Source organism: Pseudomonas caricapapayae (assembly GCF_001400735.1).
Classification (GTDB): Bacteria; Pseudomonadota; Gammaproteobacteria; order Pseudomonadales; family Pseudomonadaceae; genus Aquipseudomonas; species Aquipseudomonas caricapapayae.
Genome location: NZ_LJPW01000042.1, coordinates 49,894 through 70,105 on the forward strand (window position 1 = coordinate 49,894; position 20,212 = coordinate 70,105).

A 20,212-nucleotide genomic window follows, 5' to 3' on the forward strand; every position below is an offset into this window, starting at 1 on the left:
TCCGGCAGACTCTTCCCTCATAAGCGCTTACAACACTCTAATAAGATCGCTGGAGAACACTGATGCACGGCTCATCCCCATTACGAAAAGAATCCTCCCGGTCGAAGGCAGGCGCGGTATTTCGGGTCACCTCCGGTAATTTCCTCGAGCAATTCGATTTCTTCCTGTTCGGCTTTTATGCCACCCAGATCGCCTCCGCCTTTTTCCCGGCCAGCAGTGAGTTTGCTTCGCTGATGATGACCTTTGCGGTCTTCGGAGCGGGCTTCCTGATGCGCCCGTTGGGTGCCGTGATTCTGGGCGCTTACATCGATGACGTGGGCCGGCGCAAAGGTTTGATCGTGACACTGTCGATCATGGCCAGTGGCACGCTGCTGATTGTCCTGGTGCCCGGCTACGCGAGCATCGGCTTGTGGGCACCAGCTTTGGTATTGGTCGGCCGCTTGCTGCAAGGCTTTTCCGCAGGCGCGGAATTGGGTGGCGTGTCGGTATATCTGGCAGAGATGGCGACGCCTGGTCGCAAGGGGTTCTACACCAGTTGGCAGTCAGGCAGTCAGCAGGTGGCAATCGTTGTCGCTGCCGCGCTGGGTTATGCCTTGAACCAATGGATGTCGCCTGCGGCCGTTGCCGACTGGGGCTGGAGGATTCCGTTCGCCATCGGCTGCCTGATCATCCCGTTCATTTTCCTGTTACGCCGCAGCCTGCAGGAAACCGAGGAATTCGCCACTCGCGCTCAGCGTCCGACCATGCGACAAGTGTTTGCCACGCTGCTGCAAAACTGGCGTGTGGTCATTGCTGGAATGCTGATGGTTGCGATGACTACCACGACGTTCTATCTGATTACTATCTATGCACCGACCTTCGGCAAGACGGTGCTTAGCCTGACTACTGCTGATGCTCTTCTGGTCACCTTGCTGGTCGGTGTCTCCAATTTTCTCTGGTTGCCTGTCGGTGGCATGTTGAGCGACCGTTTCGGACGCAAGCCGCTGCTGGTAGCGATGACACTGCTGACCATTATCAGCGCTTACCCGGCGTTGTCCTTTCTCGCCCAGGCACCAAGCTTTGCTCATATGCTGGAAGTGCTGTTGTGGTTCTCGTTTCTCTACGGCCTGTATAACGGCGCGATGATTCCGGCGCTGACTGAAATCATGCCGGTAGAGGTGCGGGTGGCCGGGTTCTCTCTGGCCTACAGCCTGGCGACCGCGGTTTTCGGCGGTTTTACCCCGGCGATTTCGACCTGGCTGATCCATCTGACCGGTGACAAGGCCGCGCCTGCTTACTGGATGACGTTCGCTGCAGCCTGCGCGCTGGGCGCGACGCTGGTGCTCTATCGGCACCTTTCGGTTCGCCCGCAACTGGCTGTGTAATCAAGGAAAACAACGATGAAAACTTTGCATAAACATCCATTGGCGTTACTTTTTCTGGGCTGCATGGCCATCAGCGCTGCTGCTCAGGCTGAAGAGCTCAAGGTCATGACATCGGGCGGCTTCACCGCTGCTTACAAATTGCTCGGGCCACACTATGCGGCGTCCAGCGGGGACACGCTGGACACTATTCTTGGGCCGTCTATGGGCAAGGCACCCGAGGCTATTCCCAATCGTCTGGCCCGTGGCGAGCATGCCGATGCAGTGATCATGGTCGGCTATGCGCTGGATGATCTGATCAGGCAAGGCAAGGTAGACCCTGCATCACGTGTCGAGCTGGCGGATTCGCGAATCGGGATGGTGGTGAAGGAGGGGGCGGCCAAGCCTGCAATCGGCACCGACAGTGAACTCAAGGCCACCTTGCTCAAGGCGAAATCGGTCGCGTACTCCGACAGCGCCAGTGGCGTGTACATCGAAAAAGAGCTTTTCAAAAAGCTTGGTATCGAGAAGGAGCTCACGCCCAAAGGCAAGATGATCGAGCGTATCCCGGTTGCATCCGTCGTTGCCAAGGGCGACTACGAAGTGGGCTTTCAGCAGGTTGCCGAGCTGCTGCCGATTCCCGGCGTGACGTTTGTGGCGAAGATCCCGGAAGATGTTCAGTCGGTTACCCGGTATGCCGCTGGCATCCCGGTCAATGCCGAGCACCCGAAAGAAGCGAAGGCCTTGCTGGATTACCTCGCCTCCCCGGAAGCCCAGGACACGGTGCAGTCTACGGGGCTGGATTCAGTTCCCCGCTGAGCGTGATGGCATTTTCCTGACCAGCTGTTCCAGCTCGAGGGCTGCCGGTGTCAAGGTCCTGCCACGGCGCTTGATCAGCCCTACGTTGCGAATCACCTCGGGCGCAACCAATGGCACGCTCACCAGAAACGGGTGAGCGGTCATCGGCATGGCGATCGACGGTACTGCCGCCACGCCAAGCCCGGCTTCCACCAGTCCGATCATGGTGGTGACATGGCGTGTTTCGCAGATGCTCTCGTTATGCGGGCGCGAAGGTGCCAGCGCCTGATCCAGCACCAGGCGGTTGCCGGATGTGATGTCCAGCGCGATGTAGTCGTGGCGGTACATCTCTTCCCAACTGACGCTGTCGCACGTTGCAAGCGGATGATCCCGCCTGCAGGCCATCACATAGCGTTCCTGCAAAAGCAGTTCGAAATCCACTTCCGGTGCCAGATTGCCGCTGAAACTCACCCCGAAATCTGCTTCGCCCAAGGCAACTGCGCTGTTGACTTCATTGGCGCTGGCGTCCATGACCCGGATTCTGATTTTCGGAAACAGGCGGTGGAAGGCGCTGATAACCTGAGGCATGAAGTAATAGGCGGCTGAAGGCACACAGGCAATCGTTACGCTGCCCATTCGCGTGGAGCCGACACCGTCGATGGTCATCAATGCGCTGTCCAGATCATCCAGGATCCGCTCGACCTGGGGCAGAAATGCACGGCCGACCGTGGTCAGGCTGACCCTGCGGGTCGTACGCTCGAACAGCTTCACGTTCAGCGCAGACTCGAGCTTTTCTATGCGGCGACTAAGGGCAGGCTGGGTGATCTGTACGGCGTCTGCTGCCTTGCGGAAGCTGCCGTTCTCGACCACGGCACGAAATGCCTGGAGGTCGTTGAGGTCGAAATTGATGGGCATTGCATGAACCAGAAGGATTGATACGGAACGGGCATCAATATATCAGGTTGCGCGTATAGGCTTGCAAGAGGAGGAGGAGGCTGCATTTCACGAAAGGCAGAAACGACAAAGCCCTGAATAATCAGGGCTTTGCGCTGCCAAATATGGCGGAGGCATAGAGATTCGAACTCTAGGACCTGTTACAGTCGGCAGTTTTCAAGACTGCTGCCTTAAACCACTCGGCCATACCTCCACTTCGTTGCGGGCGCCATAATACCGGAATGAAACAAGCTGTCAAACTCTGTGACTAGCCAGTTGCAGCGCCTCTGTTATGATCTTTGCAACTCAACATTTCAACAGCAAGGAGTTTCGCCATGCGCGAACAGGATTACAGCCTTAAAACCGGCATGCAGGCCGACCAGCTAGAGGTTAGTCGTGTCCTGCGCAACACTTACGGTCTTCTCGCCCTGACGCTGGCTTTCAGCGGTGTCATGGCATTCGTCGCTCAGCAGATGCGCGTCGGCTACCCGAACATTTTCGTGGTGCTGATCGGCTTCTATGGCCTGTTCTTCCTGACCAACAAATTGCGTGATTCGGTATGGGGTCTGGTTTCTACTTTTGCCCTGACAGGTTTCATGGGTATTCTGCTTGGCCCGATCCTCAATCGCTATCTGGGCATGGCCGGTGGTGCCGAAGTCGTCAGTTCTGCCTTCGCGATGACTGCACTGGTTTTCGGCGGTCTGTCGGCTTATGTACTGATTACCCGCAAGGACATGAGCTTCCTGGGTGGTTTCATCACCGCAGGTTTCTTCGTGCTACTGGGTGCGGTGCTGGCGAGCATGTTCTTCCAGATCAGCGGCCTGCAGCTGGCGATCAGCGCCGGTTTCGTGCTGTTCTCTTCGGTCTGCATCCTGTTCCAGACCAGCGCGATCATTCAGGGCGGTGAGCGCAACTACATCATGGCGACGGTCAGCCTGTATGTGTCCATTTACAATCTGTTCGTCAGCCTGCTGCAGATTTTCGGCATCATGAGCCGCGACGATTGATGACGACCGGCCTGAATCTTCAGGCCGTTCCGCTACACACAAAAGCCCCGACCTGTCGGGGCTTTTGCATTTCTACGGCTTGGGAACCATCAGAACGTTCGGGTAAGCCGGGTTGGCTGAAATCGGTCCGTCAGGTGAAGTCCGAATCATAAGACGTCTGACCGATCAGTCATCTTTATCAAGAATGCTCTCGTCGATTCAGGTAGTTATCGGCTTTCGTTCATCACGAAAAATAATATCGGGCGATTCCCCCAAGGCCTGTAGGCACTTTCCGGTTTTGGGCCACTTGACATCATCGAACAGCGCTGGACACAAGATTTCAAGATGTGTCAGTTTTGTTACGCAACACGATTTTACGCTTCGCAAAGCGAGTGACTGGACTCTCTCGCTACAGGGGAGAGTCCTGTCGTACCTAACCTGTTCAATCAGCAAACAAGGAAGTGTCATGACGAAAGTCAAAGAAAATGCTGCAATTCAACTTTCTGCGGCTACCAGTACCGCATACGATCAGATCAACACCTTCGCTCACCAGTATGACCGTGGCGGCAACCTCACGATCAATGGCAAGCCTTCGTATTCGGTCGACCAGGCCGCCGATTACATCCTTCGCGATGACGCCGCGTGGACTGATCGCGATGGCAACGGCACCATCAACCTCACTTATACCTTCCTGACTGCCAAGCCTGCCGGGTTCGACAATTCGCTGGGTACTTTCAGTGCGTTCAACGCGCAGCAGAAAGCGCAGGCCGTATTGTCGATGCAGTCCTGGGCGGACGTTGCCAAGGTCAGCTTCACTCAGGCGGCCTCTGGCGGCGACGGGCACATGACCTTCGGCAATTACAGCAACGGCAGTGCTGGCGGAGCGGCGTTTGCCTACCTGCCCAGCGGCAACAGCCGTACTGACGGTCAGTCCTGGTACCTTGTCGATAACAGCTACAAGGTCAACACCACGCCGGACAATGGCAATTATGGTCGCCAGACCCTGACCCATGAAATCGGCCATACACTGGGCCTGTCCCACCCTGGCGACTATAACGCCGGAGAAGGCAACCCGACCTATAAGGACGCTAGCTACGCAGAAGACACGCGTGGTTACAGCGTCATGAGTTACTGGAGTGAGTCCAATACCGACCAGAACTTCGTCAAGGGCGGCGCTGCGGCGTATTCCTCGGCGCCGTTGCTGGACGATATTGCGGCGGTTCAGCAGCTCTACGGTGCGAATATGAGCACCCGTGCAGGTGATACGGTCTACGGTTTCAACTCCACTGCCGGGCGCGATTTCTACAGCGCCACTTCTGCCTCTTCCAAGGTGGTGTTTTCGGTATGGGACGGCGGGGGCAAGGATACTCTCGACTTCTCGGGCTTCACCCAGAACCAGAAGATCAACCTCAATGCGGCCTCGTTCTCGGACGTGGGTGGCATGGTGGGCAACGTCTCAATTGCCAAAGGCGTGGTGGTTGAAAACGCGGTGGGCGGTTCGGGCAACGACCTGTTGATCGGCAATGCCGCTGCCAACGACCTCAAAGGTGGTGCCGGCAACGACATCATCTACGGCGGCGGTGGTGCGGACAGCCTGACCGGTGGTGCCGGTGCGGACATTTTCGTGTTTGGTGCCAGTTCCGATTCCAATCGTGCTGCCCAGGACACGATTCGCGATTTCGTCAGCGGTCAGGACAAAATCGATGTATCGGCCATATCCACACTGAGCGCGCTGCAGTTCGTCAATGCGTTCAGCGGCCATGCCGGCGAGGCGATTCTGAACTACAACCAGAGCAGCAATCTGGGCAGCCTGGCGATCGACTTCACCGGTCAGGGTGTGGGGGACTTCCTCGTGGGGACTGTTGGTCAAGCGTTGGCTACTGATATCGTGGTTTAATCTGTAACAATCATGGACGACCCTGCTGTCGTCCATGATCTGGAAAGTACCCCATCATGAAGATCAATCACGTTGTTCGAATCGTGCCAGTGGCTTTTGCGCTGCTGGTGGGTATTTCTGGAGCAAGCATGGCCATGAGTTTGAAACTGCCCGACCCAGCTGAACTCAGCGGCAAGTGGCGACTTTCGCTTCAGGGAAACACGGACGAAGTCTGTGAGCTGCACCTCAACACTGATGTGCCGAAACTGACGGGCGATCTCGCCTGTGCAGTAAAGTGGTTGCACGAAGCCCCCACTGGCTGGTTTCCGACTCCGGATGGCCTGGCATTCACCGACAAGGAAGGCAATCGCCTGATTCACCTCAATAACATGGGGGAGCAGATCTATCAGGCGCGTCTGCCCGGCGGTGAAGTGCTGGTACTTGGACGGCTCGCCGATTAAGCGTTTCATGGACCTGCGCGAGTTGTTTGTTAAAACCCAGGGATGTCACTCCGTCACCAGCAAGACCATCAAGGAACAATCATGAGTGCGTTGCCCCAAAGCGCCCGGCCGCCGCTTTATAAAGCGCTGGCTGACTATAAGAGCGCGTTGACTGGTGTCGGTTGTTTTACCGCGCTGATCAACGTGTTGATGCTCGCTCCATCGATTTACATGTTGCAAGTCTATGACCGTGTACTGACGTCGCAGAACCAGACTACTCTGGCCATGCTGACGCTGATGGTGGTCGGGTTCTTTGCGTTTATCGGCCTGCTGGAGATGGTCCGCAGCTTTGTGGTGATCCGCATCGGCAGCGAGCTGGAGAGGCGTTTCAATCTGCGCGTATATCAGGCTGCGTTCGAGAGCAACCTGCACGCCGGACAGCGTCAGGCTGGACAGGCGCTGGGTGACCTGACCTTTATCCGCCAGTTTCTCACCGGGCCGGCGTTGTTCGCGTTCTTCGACGCCCCGTGGTTTCCTATCTACCTGGCGGTGATCTTTCTTTTCGACCCTTGGCTTGGAGTGCTGGCCAGCGTGGGGACGGTGTTGCTGGTTGGGCTGGCCTGCCTCAACGAATGGTTGACCCGCAAACCGCTGGCCGAAGCCAGCGGTTACTCGCAGCAGTCTGCGCAATTGGCGACCCGGCACCTGCAACAGGCCGAGGCGATCCAGGCGATGGGCATGCTCGAAGTGTTGCGGCGTCGCTGGTTTCATGTGCATGGACGCTTTCTGGCCTTGCAAAACCGTGCCAGTGACACTGGAGCGGTGATCAGTTCGATCAGCAAGGCCCTGCGTCTGTGCCTGCAGTCGCTGGTGCTGGGCTTGGGCGCACTGCTGGTGATAAACGGAGACATGACCGCAGGTATGATGATCGCTGGTTCGATCCTTATGGGGCGTGTACTCAGCCCCATCGACCAACTAATCGCAGTCTGGAAACAATGGAGTTCTGCACGCCTTGCTTACGGGCGTCTGGACCAATTACTCAATACCTACGCCGAGCCTGCGCCGCGCATGCCACTGCCGGCACCGCTTGGTCAGATCAGCGCAGAACAGGTTAGTGCTGCGCCTCCGGGCAAAACGTCGCCGACGATTCAGCAAGTGAGCTTTCAGTTGCAAGCCGGTGAAGTGCTCGGCGTGCTGGGAGCATCCGGTTCCGGCAAGTCTACCCTGGCACGCGTGCTGGTCGGCGTCTGGCCAGTGCTGGGCGGAACGGTACGTCTGGACGGGGCCGACATGCATCGCTGGGACCGCGAGGCGCTGGGCCCCTATATTGGTTATCTGCCGCAGGATATCGAGCTGTTCGGTGGCACCGTGGCAGAAAACATCGCTCGTTTTAGCGAGGGCGACGCAAGCGCTGTGGTTGCTGCCGCGCAACTGGCGGGCGTACACGAATTGATTCTGCGCCTGCCGCAGGGCTACGACACGCGGCTGGGCGACGATGGTGCCGGCTTGTCCGGTGGTCAGAAACAGCGCGTCGCGTTGGCCCGAGCGCTGTATGGCAATCCGCGACTGGTAGTGCTTGATGAGCCCAATTCCAATCTGGACGCCGCGGGCGAAGCGGCCCTGACTCAGGCGATCGCTAAGCTCAAGACCCGCGGCTGTACCGTCGTGCTCGTCACTCACCGCACTCAGTCGTTGAACCAGACCGATCGTCTGCTGGTGCTGAGCGAAGGTCGCATGCAGGCATTCGGCGCCACGGCTCAGGTGTTGCAAGCCTTGTCGGGACAGGCATCGTCCGCGCAAGCACCGCAAGCACCGCAAGCACCGCAAGCACCGCAAGCACCGCAAGCGCACCCTCAATCGCAATCTCGCCCCGCACCTGCCGGGCTTTCCATGAGCCGTCAGTACGGCACGCAAAACAGGCAGTCCGACGTATGAGTACTTCCCTCGACAAGCATTACGCCGTGCCGGGCAAAGAGCGCGGTGTGCAGTTCTTCGTCCGCGCTGGCTGGATTCTCATGCTGGCCGGAGCGGGCAGCTTCTTTTTATGGGCCAGCCTGGCCCCTCTGGACCAGGGCATTGCGGTACAGGGCACGGTCGTGGTTTCGGGCAAGCGCAAGGCCGTGCAGTCGCTGGATGGCGGCGTTGTGAGCAAAATTCTCGTCAGTGAAGGCCAGTGGGTAAAGGAGGGTGAGCCACTGTTTCGTCTTGATCAGACTCAGGTCGAAGCCGATGTGCAATCGCTGCGTGCCCAGTATCGAATGGCCTGGGCCAGCCTGGCACGCTGGCAGAGTGAGCGTGACAACTTGGATGAGGTGCGCTTTCCGGCAGAACTGATTGCGGCCGGGCAGGGGCAGGATCCCGACCCACGGCTGGCGCTGGTGCTTGAAGGGCAACGCCAGTTGTTCAGCAGCCGACGCCAGGCTCTGGCGCGTGAGCAGTCCGGCTTGCAAGCGAGCATCGAGGGTGCGGGACTGCAGCTGGCCGGCATGCGCCGCGCTCGTTCGGACTTACTCGCCCAGGCCGACTCGTTGCGTCAACAACTGAGTAATCTGCAGCCTCTGGCGCAGAACGGTTTCATTCCGGGCAATCGCCTGCTGGAGTTTCAACGCCAGCTTTCTCAGGTGCAGCAAAGCCTGGCGCAGAACGCAGGCGAAACCGGACGGATAGAGCAGGGTATCGTCGAATCGCGGTTGCGCCTTCAGCAGCAGCGCGAGGAATATCAGAAAGAAGTGCGCAGCCAATGGGCCGATGCTCAGGTCAAGACGCTTACCCTTGAACAGCAGCTGGCCTCGGCCGGTTTCAGCCTGCAACACAGCGCAATCCTTGCGCCTGCCGATGGCATCGCCGTCAACCTGGGTGTGCACACCGAAGGCGCAGTAGTGCGGGCCGGTGAAACCCTGCTTGAAATCGTACCGCAAGGCACGCGGCTGGAAGTCGAGGGCCGGCTGCCCGTGCAACTGATCGACAAGGTCGCCAGCCACCTGCCGGTGGACATCCTCTTTACCGCGTTCAATCAGAGCCGCACGCCACGGGTTTCCGGTGAAGTGAGCCTGGTTTCTGCTGATCAGATGCAGGATGAGAAAACCGGTCAGCCGTATTACGTGCTACGCACTTCAGTGGGCGATGCGGCGCTGGAAAAACTCCAGGGTCTGGTCATCAAGCCGGGCATGCCCGCTGAAATGTTTGTGCGCACCGGCGAACGCTCACTGCTCAATTATCTGTTCAAACCTTTGCTGGACCGTGCCGGCTCCGCGTTGACGGAGGAATAGGATGTCTCGTCATCCCCTGAAAGCCGCGTTGCTGACGGCCATCCTGCTGGGCACTGCTTCATTGACTCATGCCATGGGCCCGTTTCAGGTCTATGAGCTGGCGCTTCGCAACGACCCAACTTACCTGGGCGCGCTCAAGGAGCGCGATGCGGGTCTGGAAAACCGGGTCATTGGTCGTGCAGGCTTGTTGCCGCGTGTTTCATACAGCTACAACAAAGGGCGCAACGACTCCAAGGCCACCCTCAAAGGCGGCCGTGAAGACACCACGGACCATCGCCACTACAACAGCTTTGGTTCAAGCCTGACGATTCAGCAGCCGCTGATCGATTACGAGGCCTACGCCAACTACCGCAAGGGCCTGGCTCAGGCGCTGTTTGCCGACGAGACCTTTCGTAGCAAGAGTCAGGAATTGCTGGTGCGGGTTCTGACTCTTTACACCCAGGCACTGTTCGCACAGGACCAGATCAATATCGCCCGCGCCAAACAGCAGGCGTTCGAACGTCAGTTTGCGCAGAACCGGCAGATGTTCCAGCAGGGCGAAGGTACGCGTACCGACATTCTCGAAGCAGAGTCGCGCAACGAGCTGGCGATTGCCGAGCAGATTGAAGCCAGCGATGAGCAGGACGCCGCCTTGCGTGAGCTGGCGGCGTTGCTGGGGGAACCGGGCATCGATGTTGCGCAGTTGGAGCCGTTGAGGGACAGCTTTCAGGCGCTGGTGCTGGCACCTTCCAGTTTCACCGAATGGCATGCGCTGGCTATGGCCAATAGTCCGATCCTCGCGTCGCAGCGTCAGGCACTGGAAGTGGCACGGTATGAAGTGGAACGCAACCGCGCCGGGCATCTGCCGACAGTGAATGCCTACGCGAGCATTCGCCAGAATGAGTCGGACAGCGGCAATACCTACAACCAGCGTTACGACACCAATACGGTGGGCATCGAGCTCAGTCTTCCCCTGTACGCCGGGGGCGGCACCAGCGCCTCGGTGCGCCAGGCCAACAGCAAGCGGGAGCAGGCGGAATACGAGCTGGAGGGCAAGACCCGTGAGACCCTGATCGAGCTGCGTCGCCAGTTCAATGCCTGTGCTTCCGGGGTGAGCAAATTGCGTGCTTACCAGAAAGCACTGGTCTCGGCGCAGGCACTGGTCGAGTCGACGCGCCAGAGCATTCTCGGTGGCGAGCGTATCAATCTGGATGCCCTCAACGCCGAACAGCAGCTTTACAGCACTCGCCGCGATCTGGCGAAAGCCCGCTATGACTATTTGATGGCCTGGATAAAGCTGCATTACTACGCCGGTACGTTGCGCGACACCGACCTGGCGCGCATCGACGAAGCTTTCGTGCTGGCGCACTGACGGCGGCGATCAGGTCTGCGTAATCAGGAAGCAGCGTTGAAGCGTGCCAGTGAGAAGGCTGAAAGGTCTGCATCGCTCGTGCCGTGAATACAGCGTTGCGCCAGGGCCAGCCCGATCCCTGCCGAGTGCTTGAAGCCGTGGCCGGAGCACGCCGACACGACGGTCACGTTTTTCAACTGCGGGTGTTCATCGATGATGAAGTGGTAATCCGGCGTGACGGTGTAAGCGCAGACCGAAGACTTGACCACGTTCGGCGTAAGTCCGGCAATCTTGCCTTGCACCTGGGTTCTGAACATGTCCTGTTCTTCCCTTGCAGTAATGACACGGTTCAGTGTGTCGGGCATCGACGCCTCGATGTACTGCTCGGTCGCCACTTTCATGCTGTTTTCGCCGGGCAGGGGCGGAAAACCGTAGTTTACGTCGGCATCACCCGGTCCATGACTCATGATGAAGCTGGGTGAGCCTGGAGCAAACACTGCGCCTTGCTGCAGCTCGAACCAGAACAGCTTTTGCCGACAGACTCTCAACAGGTCACTGAACGGTGCACCCAATAGCTCGGCCGACCACATACCAGCGCTGACCACTACCTTGTCGGCGACGATCGTGCCTTTGTCGGTGGTGATGCGTACCCGATCGCCGTCCGACTGTAATTGCACGACAGTCTCATGGCTCAGCAGCTTTGCGCCATGTTGCTTTGCAAGTCGCAGTTGCACTGCGATGCAGCGTTCAGGCCGAACAAAACCGCCTTCTGGCTCAAAGTAGCCAATGGCGGTGTCCAGAACCGGGGCGAATTGGGGAAAACGCTCGCGAATGGCTTCAGCCGCCAAGACTTCATGTTTCACACCATAGGCGCGGGCCAGCGCGATGGTTTTGTGGGTGAAATCTTCAACGTCCGCAGCGTCATGACTCGGGCTGGAGGTCATCACCAGTACACCGCACTGCTCGAACAGCGATTCGCCGCTCAGCGCCTCGAGTTCACGCCAGATGCGGTGCGAGCTGCGCACCAGCGGCAGGTATTGAGGGCCTTCTCCTACGGACAGACGAGTGATGCGCGTGTCGCCATGACTGGAGCCGAACGTGTGTGGCGGGTCGTGGCGGTCGATACCGATCACGTCTACGCCTGATCTGGCCAGTTGATAGACAGTGGCAGCGCCCATCGCACCCAGGCCAAGCACGGCCACTTCACAACGTTGTTCCATTTGCGCCTTGCCTCGAAAAATCGGTTATTTGACGCTCGACAGCCGGTCGAAACAACGACCAATGCTGCATAAGGTTATACCGGGCTGCGGTTGTGGCCACTACAAGTGCCATCAAGTGCGAAGGTGAGTGTATCCGTCAAAAATTTACGCTTGCACTGCTCCGGGTTTTTAAGGTTCGAAATTGATGAAAAGTTGTCCACGGAAATCGTGGGTATGTCTGTGGGTAACTTTTTGAAACCCTTGTTACACGTGGCTTACAGCTGTGTGGTTATTTTATGAACAGCCCGGGTTTTGCACTTCTATGGTGCTGTCACCTGGACGTAAATCAGGTCCGCAGTAAGCGATTTCAGGCACAAAAGAGAAAAATTTTTTCAAAAAAAAGCGCGACCCTTAAGAGGTCGCGCTGCTTTGTTTTTGAGTCGACCGGTTGTCGTTACACGAGAGGCTGATCGCTCCATTCACCGTTGACCAGACGACGCAGGCCCAGCGGGTTGGCATTCTGCAGGGCAGGCGGCAACTGGCTATCGGCAAGGTTCTGATAGCAGACAGGGCGCAGGAAGCGATCAATGGCCAAGGTGCCCACCGACGTGCCACGTGCATCCGAGGTTGCCGGGTATGGGCCGCCATGGACCATGGCTTCACAGACCTCGACGCCGGTCGGGTAGCCATTGAACAGAATACGGCCGACTTTCTCTTCCAGTATCGGTTGCAGCCAGCTGTACTGGCTCAGGTCTGCAGGTTCGCCGATCACGGTCGCGGTCAACTGACCACGCAAGGCTTGCAGCGCGTCTTTCAACTGAGCATCGTCAGCGACCTCAATGACCAGGGTGGTCGGACCGAAGACTTCTTCCTGCAATAACTGGTCGCCATTCAACAGCAGGCTGACGTCAGCCTTGAACAACTGCGCCTGAGCCTGCTTGCCTTCTTGCGGCTTACCGGCCAGGTGCGTTACGCCCGAATGCGAGAGCAAATGCTCGACGCCTTTGCTGTAGCTGCGCAGGCCACCGGCATTCAGCATGGTTTGTGGTGCCTGGCTGCCCATTTGTTCGGTCAGTTGCTCGACAAACGTCGAGAACGCCGGAGAGCGCAGGCCAATGACCACACCTGGGTTGGTGCAGAACTGACCGGCACCCATCACCACCGAACCGGCGAGCTCTTTGGCCACGGTTTCGCTGCGTGCCTGCAAGGCGCCGGGCAGTATCACCACCGGGTTGATGCTGGACATCTCGGCAAACACTGGAATGGGCTGCGCACGCTCGGCGGCCATTTTGCACAGGGCATTGCCGCCGTTCAGTGAGCCGGTGAAACCGACGGCCTGGATAGCCGGGTGCTTGACCAGACCTTCGCCAACGCCGTTGCCGAAAATCATGTTGAATACGCCTTTCGGCATCTGAGTACGTTCGGCGGCGCGGATGATTGCGCTGGCGACCAGATCGGCAGTTGCCATGTGGCCACTGTGCGCCTTGAACACCACCGGGCAACCGGCAGCCAGTGCCGCTGCGGTATCACCGCCGGCGGTAGAGAATGCCAACGGGAAGTTGCTCGCGCCGAACACGGCTACCGGGCCCACTCCGATGCGGTACTGGCGCAGGTCGACGCGTGGCAACGGCTTGCGGTCCGGCAGGGCCAGGTCAATGCGGGCACCGACGAAATCACCGCGACGCAGTACCTTGGAAAACAGACGCATCTGGCCGCTGGTGCGCCCGCGTTCACCTTGAATACGCGCTTGAGGCAAAGCGGTTTCCTGGCAGACGATGGCGACGAAATCATCACCCAGTTGATCCAGCTCATCGGCAATGGCGTCGAGGAAGTCAGCGCGGCGGGCCGGGCTCAGTTGACGGAATTCAGGAAAGGCGGCCTTGGCGGCCAGTGCGGCAGCGTCGATTTCGCCGTCGGTGGCCTGATGGAAGCTGTAAGGCAATTCTTCGCCCGTCGTGGCATCCAGACTTTTTTGCAGGCTTTGGCCCAGAGCGCTGCGGCCGCCAGCGATGAAGTTCTGGCCGAGAATGTTAGGCATCGGTATCTCCTGTTGTTGTGAGGTTGGAGGTCGGCATGGAAGGTATCCGGACCGGCGCTCCTTATGGGTTGCCGAGTTGCTTTACAGATTGTCAGTGATGTGGCGTGTAAAAGCAGGCCAGCAATCGTTTTTTCAATAACCAGTGGGCAGTCATCGTACAACTTGACTCGCTGCTGATGCAACTGTCGACCTGATTTGCCAGCCCGGGCAGCGCTGCTCTTTATAGCGCATGAGCGCCATCAGGCCTCCATCGTGGCGTGCCTTTATGACCCTTTGAGGTGGTGCAGCGCGTCCAGCACCTGACGCAACGCCTTGCTGACCGGTTTGTCCTGGCGCACCGCAATTCCCAGTGTGCGGCTCAGCCCCGGGTTCAGGGACAGCACTTGCAAGCCGCGGCGATGATGAGCAGCAGCAACCGCCATGCGCGGCACAATGCTGTAGCCCAGGCCCGCAGCGACCATTTCCTTGATGGCCTCGATGCTGCCCAGCTCCATGACCGGTTTCATGCGGATTCCGGCCTGCAAGAACCATTCATTGATCAACAGGCGTGTACTGCTGCCGGCTTCGAACACTACCAGAGGCTGATCGCTGAGGTGCTCCGGCGTCATTTCACCAGGGGTCGGCTGCTGGCTGCTGGCAAAGATCGCCACGAACTCATCCTCCAGCAGCGGCGTGATGTGCAGGCTGCGACCCGAGGCAGGCAGGGTAACCAGCGCGAGGTCCAGGCGGTTTTCCTCTACGGCCTTCAGAATGCCATCGGTGTTGCCGGTGCTGACTCGCACATCCAGCTGCACAAAGCGACGACGCAACGCCTGCAGCATGGGCGGCAGCAGATGAATGCAGGCGGTCGCGCCGGTGCCGATGGCAACCTGTCCGGCAACGCCACTGGCGTGACTGGACAAGGCCAGCAGGGCGTCCTCGACCACTGCATCGATGCGCACAATATGCTCCAGCAGCGCAGTGCCTGCCGAGGTGGGTTTGAGGCGCTTGCCCACACGCTCTATCAGCTTCAGGTTCAACTGATCCTCCAGCTGCCGAACCTGCAGGCTTACTGCAGGCTGCGTCAGATGCAGTCGCTCGGCCGCTGCGGAAAAGCTGCCATGTGCGATGACCAGTGAAAACGTGTGCAGGTGATTGAGGTTAAGACGGCGCATGACAAAGTATTTCTTATGCTGGGAATGATAAATCATAGCTTTTTTAATGCTATGGCGGGCGGCATGATTGCAGTTATTCAACGACATTCGTGCAGAGCCCGACATGACCCAGACCCTCATCCTGCGTGACGCTTGTGACCACGACATGCCTGCTGTACAGGCGATTTATGCCGATCATGTGCTGCATGGCATTTCCAGTTTCGAACTTGAGCCGCCGAGCCTTGCCGAGCTGCTGCAACGCCGTGCGCAAGTGCTTGGCAACGGCTTGCCGTATCTGGTGGCCGAACGTGCCGGGGAGGTGGTTGGCTATGGCTACGCGACACTCTATCGCCCGCGTCCTGCCTACCGCTTTACTGTGGAAGATTCGGTTTATATACGCGACGGTATGGGCGGGCAGGGCATCGGTCAGGCGTTGCTCGGCGAACTGCTGCAGCGTTGCGAGCAGGGCGGCTGGCGGCAGATGATCGCGGTGATTGGCAATAGCGAAAATATCGCGTCGCTGCGCCTGCACGAGCGCCTTGGTTTTCGCCGGGTCGGGGTATTCGAGTCGGTTGGTTTCAAGCACGGCCGCTGGGTGGACACCGTGCTGATGCAGCGCAGGCTGGGCGACGGCTCGGGCAGTGCCCCTTGCGACAGTGAATGACATGGACCGCGCTGTTGTATCCAGGTTGACGGTAGTCAGACTGGGTCTTGCGCAGTTGATCAGTTGGGGGGTGACCTTTTACCTGCCGGGTGCTTTCGGCAATGCGATCACCGAGGATCTTGGCTGGAGCAGTCAGCGGGTTTTTTCCGGGCTGTCGGTTGCTCTGTTGGTAATGGGCCTGGTTTCCATCGTCAGTGCGCGCCTGATTCAGCGTCTTGGTGCACGGCAGGTGCTACAGGCCGGTGCCGGGCTCAACGCGCTGGGTTGCTGCATGCTGGCTTTATGCGACACCCCGCAGTCCTGGTTTCAAGGCTGGGCATTGTTGGGCGTCGGCATGCGCCTGTCGCTTTACGATGCGCTGTTTGCTGCATTGGCAGGGCTGTTCGGTGCTCGCTCGCGACCGCTGATGGTGCAGATCACCTTGTTGGGCGGGCTGGCCTCGGCGGTATTCTGGCCGCTGGGTCACGGCTTGTTGAGCGCTTTCGGCTGGCGCAGTGCAGTCGCTATCTACGGCTGCCTGGCATTGTCCAGCGGATTATTGGTCAGCACGCTGCCTGATGCCCGGTTGCCGGCCTTGACCCCCGAGCCTGTCAGGCCTGCGCCGGGCAACAGCGCGCCCTTGATGCGTCAGCTTGGCTACGCGCTGGGCATGTCCCTGATCGCGTTCCTGTCAGCAGGCCTTTCCGCCCATTTACCTGCATTGCTGGCCAGTTTCGGCGTGCCGGTGATGTTGGCGGCGCTGTGGGGTTTCGGTCAGACCTGTGCACGTCTGGCGCAGACCTTGCTGGCGCAGTCGATGCCTGCGCTGCGACTGAACGTCTGGGTGGCTGGCGGAATGGCGTTGTGTTTTACCTTGGGGCTGTTCAGTCAGGGGCGTACCTTGCTGGCGTGCATATTCCTGTTCGGGTACGGCGCAGTGAACGGCCTGGCCACGTTACTGAGGGCGAGTCTGCCATTCGAGCTGTTTGAGCATGCGCACTATGCCCACTTGCAGGGTCGTCTGCTGGCACCCGCGTTTCTGTTGTCAGCCGCCGCTCCGTGGTTTTTTGCATGGGTGCGCGAGGGGCAGGGGGCCAGCGGCTTGATGTGGTTATCGCTGATGGTCAGTCTGGCGGTACTGGTGGTGGCTATTTTGCTGAATCGACAGGGTGGAACGAAATGAAATTGTCCAACAATCCGGCCTGTTGGCGTTGCCAGTCTTTGCGTGAATGGTTAGGGTACGCGGCTGTTCAAGAAGGAGCCTGATATGACTCGGCATGACCCCACGGAAACGGGCACTGCAGTTACCCGACAGAGACGCGCGCCAAAGGGCGAGAAACGCCGTGAAGAGCTGCTCGATGCGGCCTTGCAAGTGTTTTCCCTCGAGGGCTATACCGGCGCTTCGGTAGCCAAGGTAGCAGCTATCGTCGGTATTTCCGTCGCCGGACTGCTGCACCATTTCCCCAGCAAGATTTCCCTGTTGATGGGCGTACTGGAGCGTCGCGATGAGGCCAATGGCCGGATTGCGGCCGAAGTCCGCACCGACAACACCTTGACCGGTCTGCTTGGCGGTCTGCGTGCAATCAATCGTTCCAACGCCACGGCACCCGGTGTGGTGCGTGCCTTTTCGATTCTGAATGCCGAAAGTCTGATCGAAAGTCAGCCCGCATTCGAATGGTTCCAGACGCGTTACGAACGTATTCATGCGCACTTGCTTGGACAGTTTTCAGGCTTGGTAGAGAAGGGAGAGGTGCGTGCGGATGTGGATCTGGACAAGGTGGTCCAGCAGATTCTGGCCATGATGGATGGCTTGCAGATTCAGTGGTTACGCTTCCCCGAACAGCTGGATCTGGTCGAGTGTTTCGATGCCTACATTGCGCAGGTCGATGCTGCGGTAAGGGCTCGTCCCTGAGCCTTTATCGGTCCGTGTTTCAGTCAGTCAGCGCGATGCTTACTCGACGGTCTGCTTGAAGACACCGCCGGTCTTGACCGGTGGCTTCTCGACCAGTACCGAGTTCAGCGCGGAGCGTGGCAGCGGGTTGCTGGTGGTGGTCGACAGTTCCTGACGGAACGAGTTGACCAGCTTGGCGTTCAGGCGGATGTCCTGCGACGACCCACCGAGCGAGAGGTTGAAAGTGTCGGCATCGACTACCCACTGATTGGTTTTCACGTCGAAGTAGGCCAGCGAGCGGTCATTCAGCTCAATGGTCACGCGCTTGCTTTCGCCCGGCTTGAGGAACACCTTCTTGTAGCCCTTGAGCTCCTTGATCGGACGTTCGACTTTCGGGTTCTGCTGGCCCACATACAGCTGAGCGACTTCAGAACCGCCAACCTTGCCGGTGTTGGTCAGGTCGAAGGACACCTTGATCGGCGTATTGCCTACCGCAACGCCCGGCGTCACTTTGATGTTGCTGTAACCGAATGTGGTGTACGACAGGCCGTAACCGAACGGGTAGAGCGGCTTGATGCCTTTCTTCTCGTAACCGCGATAACCCAGCATCAGGTCATCCTTGTAATCCATGTCGGTCAGAGTGTTCTGATTGTCGAATTTCGGGAAGGAAGCGTAAGCCGGGTTATCTTCGATGTTGCGTTCGATACTGATCGGCAGCTTGCCCGACGGGTTGACCTTGCCGAACAGGATCTCGGCCAGGGCCTGACCACCGTTCTGACCAGGGTAGAAAGCGTGCAGCGCTACCGGAACCTGTTCGATCCAGTCGCTCATCTTCAGACCCGTACCGCCATACATGGTCACCACGGTGTTCGGGTTGACCTTGGCGATGTTCTGGATCAGCTCGTTCTGGAACTCAGGCAGATCGAAGCTGTGGTCGAAACCTTCACCTTCGTATTCGTTGCTGTTACCCACGGCAACCACAACGGCGTCATAGCCGGACAAGTCCTGAGGTGCGTTCAGCGAAGCCGAGCTCAGTTGCACACCTACCAGGCCGCCCATGGTCGACAGGTAACCGGCGCGACGCGAGTACTCGAGCTTCACATCGTAAGACTGGCCAGCTTCCAGGTTGATCTTGGCGAACTCTGGAATGGTCGGCGGGATGCTGTTGCCCGGCAATGGCTTGCCATCACCGTTGTCGATGATCTTCTTGCCGTTGACCCACAGGCGCACAGCACCGTCGGCACGAACCTTGAACACCTGCTCGCCGCTCTGGGTCGGGGTGACCTTGCCGGTGTAGCGAATCGAAGTCGACGATGTATCGCCATTCAGTTCGCCAGCGGTCGAACCTTTGCTGGTGTACGGATCGGACGTCGAAGTGTTGCTTTCGAACGGCAGGTTCTTGTCGTTGGCCCAGTCCAGGTCAACCTGCTTCTCGGTACGGGTGACCGCTGCATCACCAGACCAGTTGGTGTTGCTGAAGTACTCGACTTTCATGCCCTGGACTTCATTGCCAGTTGCATCGGTGGTGGTCCAGGCACTGGTGCTTGGGTCCAGCGACAGGCCTTCGATGAAGTCGACCTTGGCGTTAGGCGCGATTTGTTGCAGACCGCTCAATTCGCTGACGTAATGGCTGGCCATGACGTTGGCGCTGCCGAAACCGGTCGGTGGCGAGTACTTGGCCAGGGTGCCGACAACGGCGATTTTCTTGACCTTCTGCTTGTCCAGCGGCAACAGATCGCCCTGGTTTTTCAGCAGCACGATGCCTTCACGCGCAGCATTCAGTGCGACCTTGTTGCTGGTCGAGCTGTTCATGTTGTGCGTGGTCAGCGGCGTCTTGCTGTCGAACTTGTACAGGTAGATCTGCTTGAGGATGCGGCGGACCTTGTCGTCGATGGTCGCAGCGCTCAGGTCACCGGCGTCCAGATGAGGCTTCAGCACGGAGCTGTTCATCTGGTAGCCCATCATGTCCAGATCGGCCCCGGCGCGGGCGGCTTCGAAGCCGTGAACCACCGCGTTGTAGTCGCTCTGTACGAAGCCCTTGAAGCCCCATTCCTTTTTCAGGATCTGCGCGATCAGGTGCTCGCTTTCGCAAGCGAAATCACCGTTCACTTTCTGGAAGGCGCACATCATCATCGCAACGTTGCCGTTCTTCGAGGACGACTCGCAGGCAGCGACATTTCACGCAGAACGCGCTCTGGCATCTTCTGGTCCAGGTTGAAGCGGTTGCTTTCCTGGTCGTTGGCCGCGTAGTGCTTGGCGTTGGCCCATACACCACGAGACTGGATACCGTTGATGACGCCCGGTGCCAGGCTGGCACCCAGGAACGGGTCTTCACC

At 58.7% G+C, this 20,212-nt stretch carries 15 protein-coding genes, 1 tRNA gene and 1 pseudogene; 11 read left to right on the forward strand and 6 right to left on the reverse strand.

The window, feature by feature from the left end:
* The first annotated feature begins 62 nt into the window (after positions 1-62).
* Complete coding sequence (tcuC, locus tag ALO80_RS06170) at positions 63-1,364, forward strand: MFS transporter (protein WP_055008311.1); 1,302 nt, start codon at positions 63-65, stop codon at positions 1,362-1,364.
* Between the two features lie 15 nt (positions 1,365-1,379).
* On the forward strand, positions 1,380-2,159 hold the full coding sequence (locus ALO80_RS06175; RefSeq protein WP_055008312.1) for a substrate-binding domain-containing protein: 780 nt from the start codon (positions 1,380-1,382) through the stop codon (positions 2,157-2,159).
* Here ALO80_RS06175 and ALO80_RS06180 read toward each other — a convergent pair.
* Both ALO80_RS06180 and ALO80_RS06185 read right to left on the reverse strand, forming a co-directional pair.
* Positions 2,145-3,053 carry a LysR family transcriptional regulator gene (locus ALO80_RS06180; protein ID WP_054987562.1) on the reverse strand — a complete coding sequence of 303 codons (909 nt, stop codon included), beginning with the start codon at positions 3,051-3,053 and terminating at the stop codon, positions 2,145-2,147. The genes ALO80_RS06175 and ALO80_RS06180 overlap by 15 nt on opposite strands.
* A 144-nt stretch (positions 3,054-3,197) precedes the next feature.
* Positions 3,198-3,285: transfer RNA gene (locus ALO80_RS06185), tRNA-Ser, on the reverse strand.
* Between the two features lie 121 nt (positions 3,286-3,406).
* On the opposite strand from ALO80_RS06185, the gene ALO80_RS06190 reads away from it, so the two are divergent.
* The 6 genes from ALO80_RS06190 (at position 3,407) to ALO80_RS06215 (ending at position 10,993) form a co-directional block, all read left to right on the forward strand.
* Positions 3,407-4,078 carry a Bax inhibitor-1/YccA family protein gene (locus tag ALO80_RS06190; protein ID WP_055008313.1) on the forward strand — a complete coding sequence of 224 codons (672 nt, stop codon included), beginning with the start codon at positions 3,407-3,409 and terminating at the stop codon, positions 4,076-4,078.
* Positions 4,079-4,523: 445 nt separating this feature from the next.
* Positions 4,524-5,954: a serralysin family metalloprotease gene (locus ALO80_RS06195; protein ID WP_055008314.1), complete on the forward strand. Its 1,431-nt coding sequence runs from the start codon at positions 4,524-4,526 to the stop codon at positions 5,952-5,954.
* A 56-nt stretch (positions 5,955-6,010) separates the two neighbouring features.
* A complete protein-coding gene (locus tag ALO80_RS06200; protein WP_005731893.1) occupies positions 6,011-6,394 on the forward strand; it encodes a protease inhibitor Inh/omp19 family protein in 384 nt (127 codons plus the stop codon).
* 81 nt (positions 6,395-6,475) lie between these two features.
* Positions 6,476-8,308 carry a type I secretion system permease/ATPase gene (locus ALO80_RS06205; RefSeq protein ID WP_055008315.1) on the forward strand — a complete coding sequence of 611 codons (1,833 nt, stop codon included), beginning with the start codon at positions 6,476-6,478 and terminating at the stop codon, positions 8,306-8,308.
* Positions 8,305-9,642 carry an HlyD family type I secretion periplasmic adaptor subunit gene (locus tag ALO80_RS06210; protein ID WP_055008316.1) on the forward strand — a complete coding sequence of 446 codons (1,338 nt, stop codon included), beginning with the start codon at positions 8,305-8,307 and terminating at the stop codon, positions 9,640-9,642. The genes ALO80_RS06205 and ALO80_RS06210 overlap by 4 nt, the downstream gene beginning before the upstream one ends.
* Position 9,643: 1 nt before the next feature.
* Complete coding sequence (locus ALO80_RS06215) at positions 9,644-10,993, forward strand: TolC family outer membrane protein (protein ID WP_055008317.1); 1,350 nt, start codon at positions 9,644-9,646, stop codon at positions 10,991-10,993.
* A gap of 23 nt (positions 10,994-11,016) precedes the next feature.
* On the opposite strand, the gene solA is transcribed toward ALO80_RS06215, so the two are convergent.
* The 3 genes from solA to ALO80_RS06230 all read right to left on the reverse strand — a co-directional run bounded on the left by solA (position 11,017) and on the right by ALO80_RS06230 (position 15,363).
* Positions 11,017-12,192, reverse strand: a complete 1,176-nt coding sequence (gene solA, locus ALO80_RS06220) for an N-methyl-L-tryptophan oxidase (RefSeq protein WP_055008318.1) — start codon at positions 12,190-12,192, stop codon at positions 11,017-11,019.
* 433 nt (positions 12,193-12,625) lie between these two features.
* Positions 12,626-14,209: an aldehyde dehydrogenase (NADP(+)) gene (locus ALO80_RS06225; protein ID WP_055008319.1), complete on the reverse strand. Its 1,584-nt coding sequence runs from the start codon at positions 14,207-14,209 to the stop codon at positions 12,626-12,628.
* 263 nt (positions 14,210-14,472) lie between these two features.
* Positions 14,473-15,363, reverse strand: a complete 891-nt coding sequence (locus ALO80_RS06230; RefSeq protein WP_055008324.1) for a LysR family transcriptional regulator — start codon at positions 15,361-15,363, stop codon at positions 14,473-14,475.
* 103 nt (positions 15,364-15,466) lie between these two features.
* On the opposite strand from ALO80_RS06230, the gene ALO80_RS06235 reads away from it, so the two are divergent.
* From ALO80_RS06235 to ALO80_RS06245, 3 genes are all read left to right on the forward strand, one after another.
* Positions 15,467-16,006, forward strand: coding sequence for a GNAT family N-acetyltransferase (locus tag ALO80_RS06235; protein WP_055008320.1), 540 nt, complete (start codon positions 15,467-15,469; stop codon positions 16,004-16,006).
* Between the two features lies 1 nt (position 16,007).
* Positions 16,008-17,168, forward strand: a complete 1,161-nt coding sequence (locus ALO80_RS06240; protein ID WP_055008321.1) for an MFS transporter — start codon at positions 16,008-16,010, stop codon at positions 17,166-17,168.
* 84 nt (positions 17,169-17,252) lie between these two features.
* Positions 17,253-17,897 carry a TetR/AcrR family transcriptional regulator gene (locus ALO80_RS06245; protein WP_055008322.1) on the forward strand — a complete coding sequence of 215 codons (645 nt, stop codon included), beginning with the start codon at positions 17,253-17,255 and terminating at the stop codon, positions 17,895-17,897.
* Between the two features lie 39 nt (positions 17,898-17,936).
* On the opposite strand, the pseudogene ALO80_RS06250 reads toward ALO80_RS06245, so the two are convergent.
* Positions 17,937-20,212: pseudogene (locus tag ALO80_RS06250) on the reverse strand (glycoside hydrolase family 3 C-terminal domain-containing protein); the annotation flags it as partial.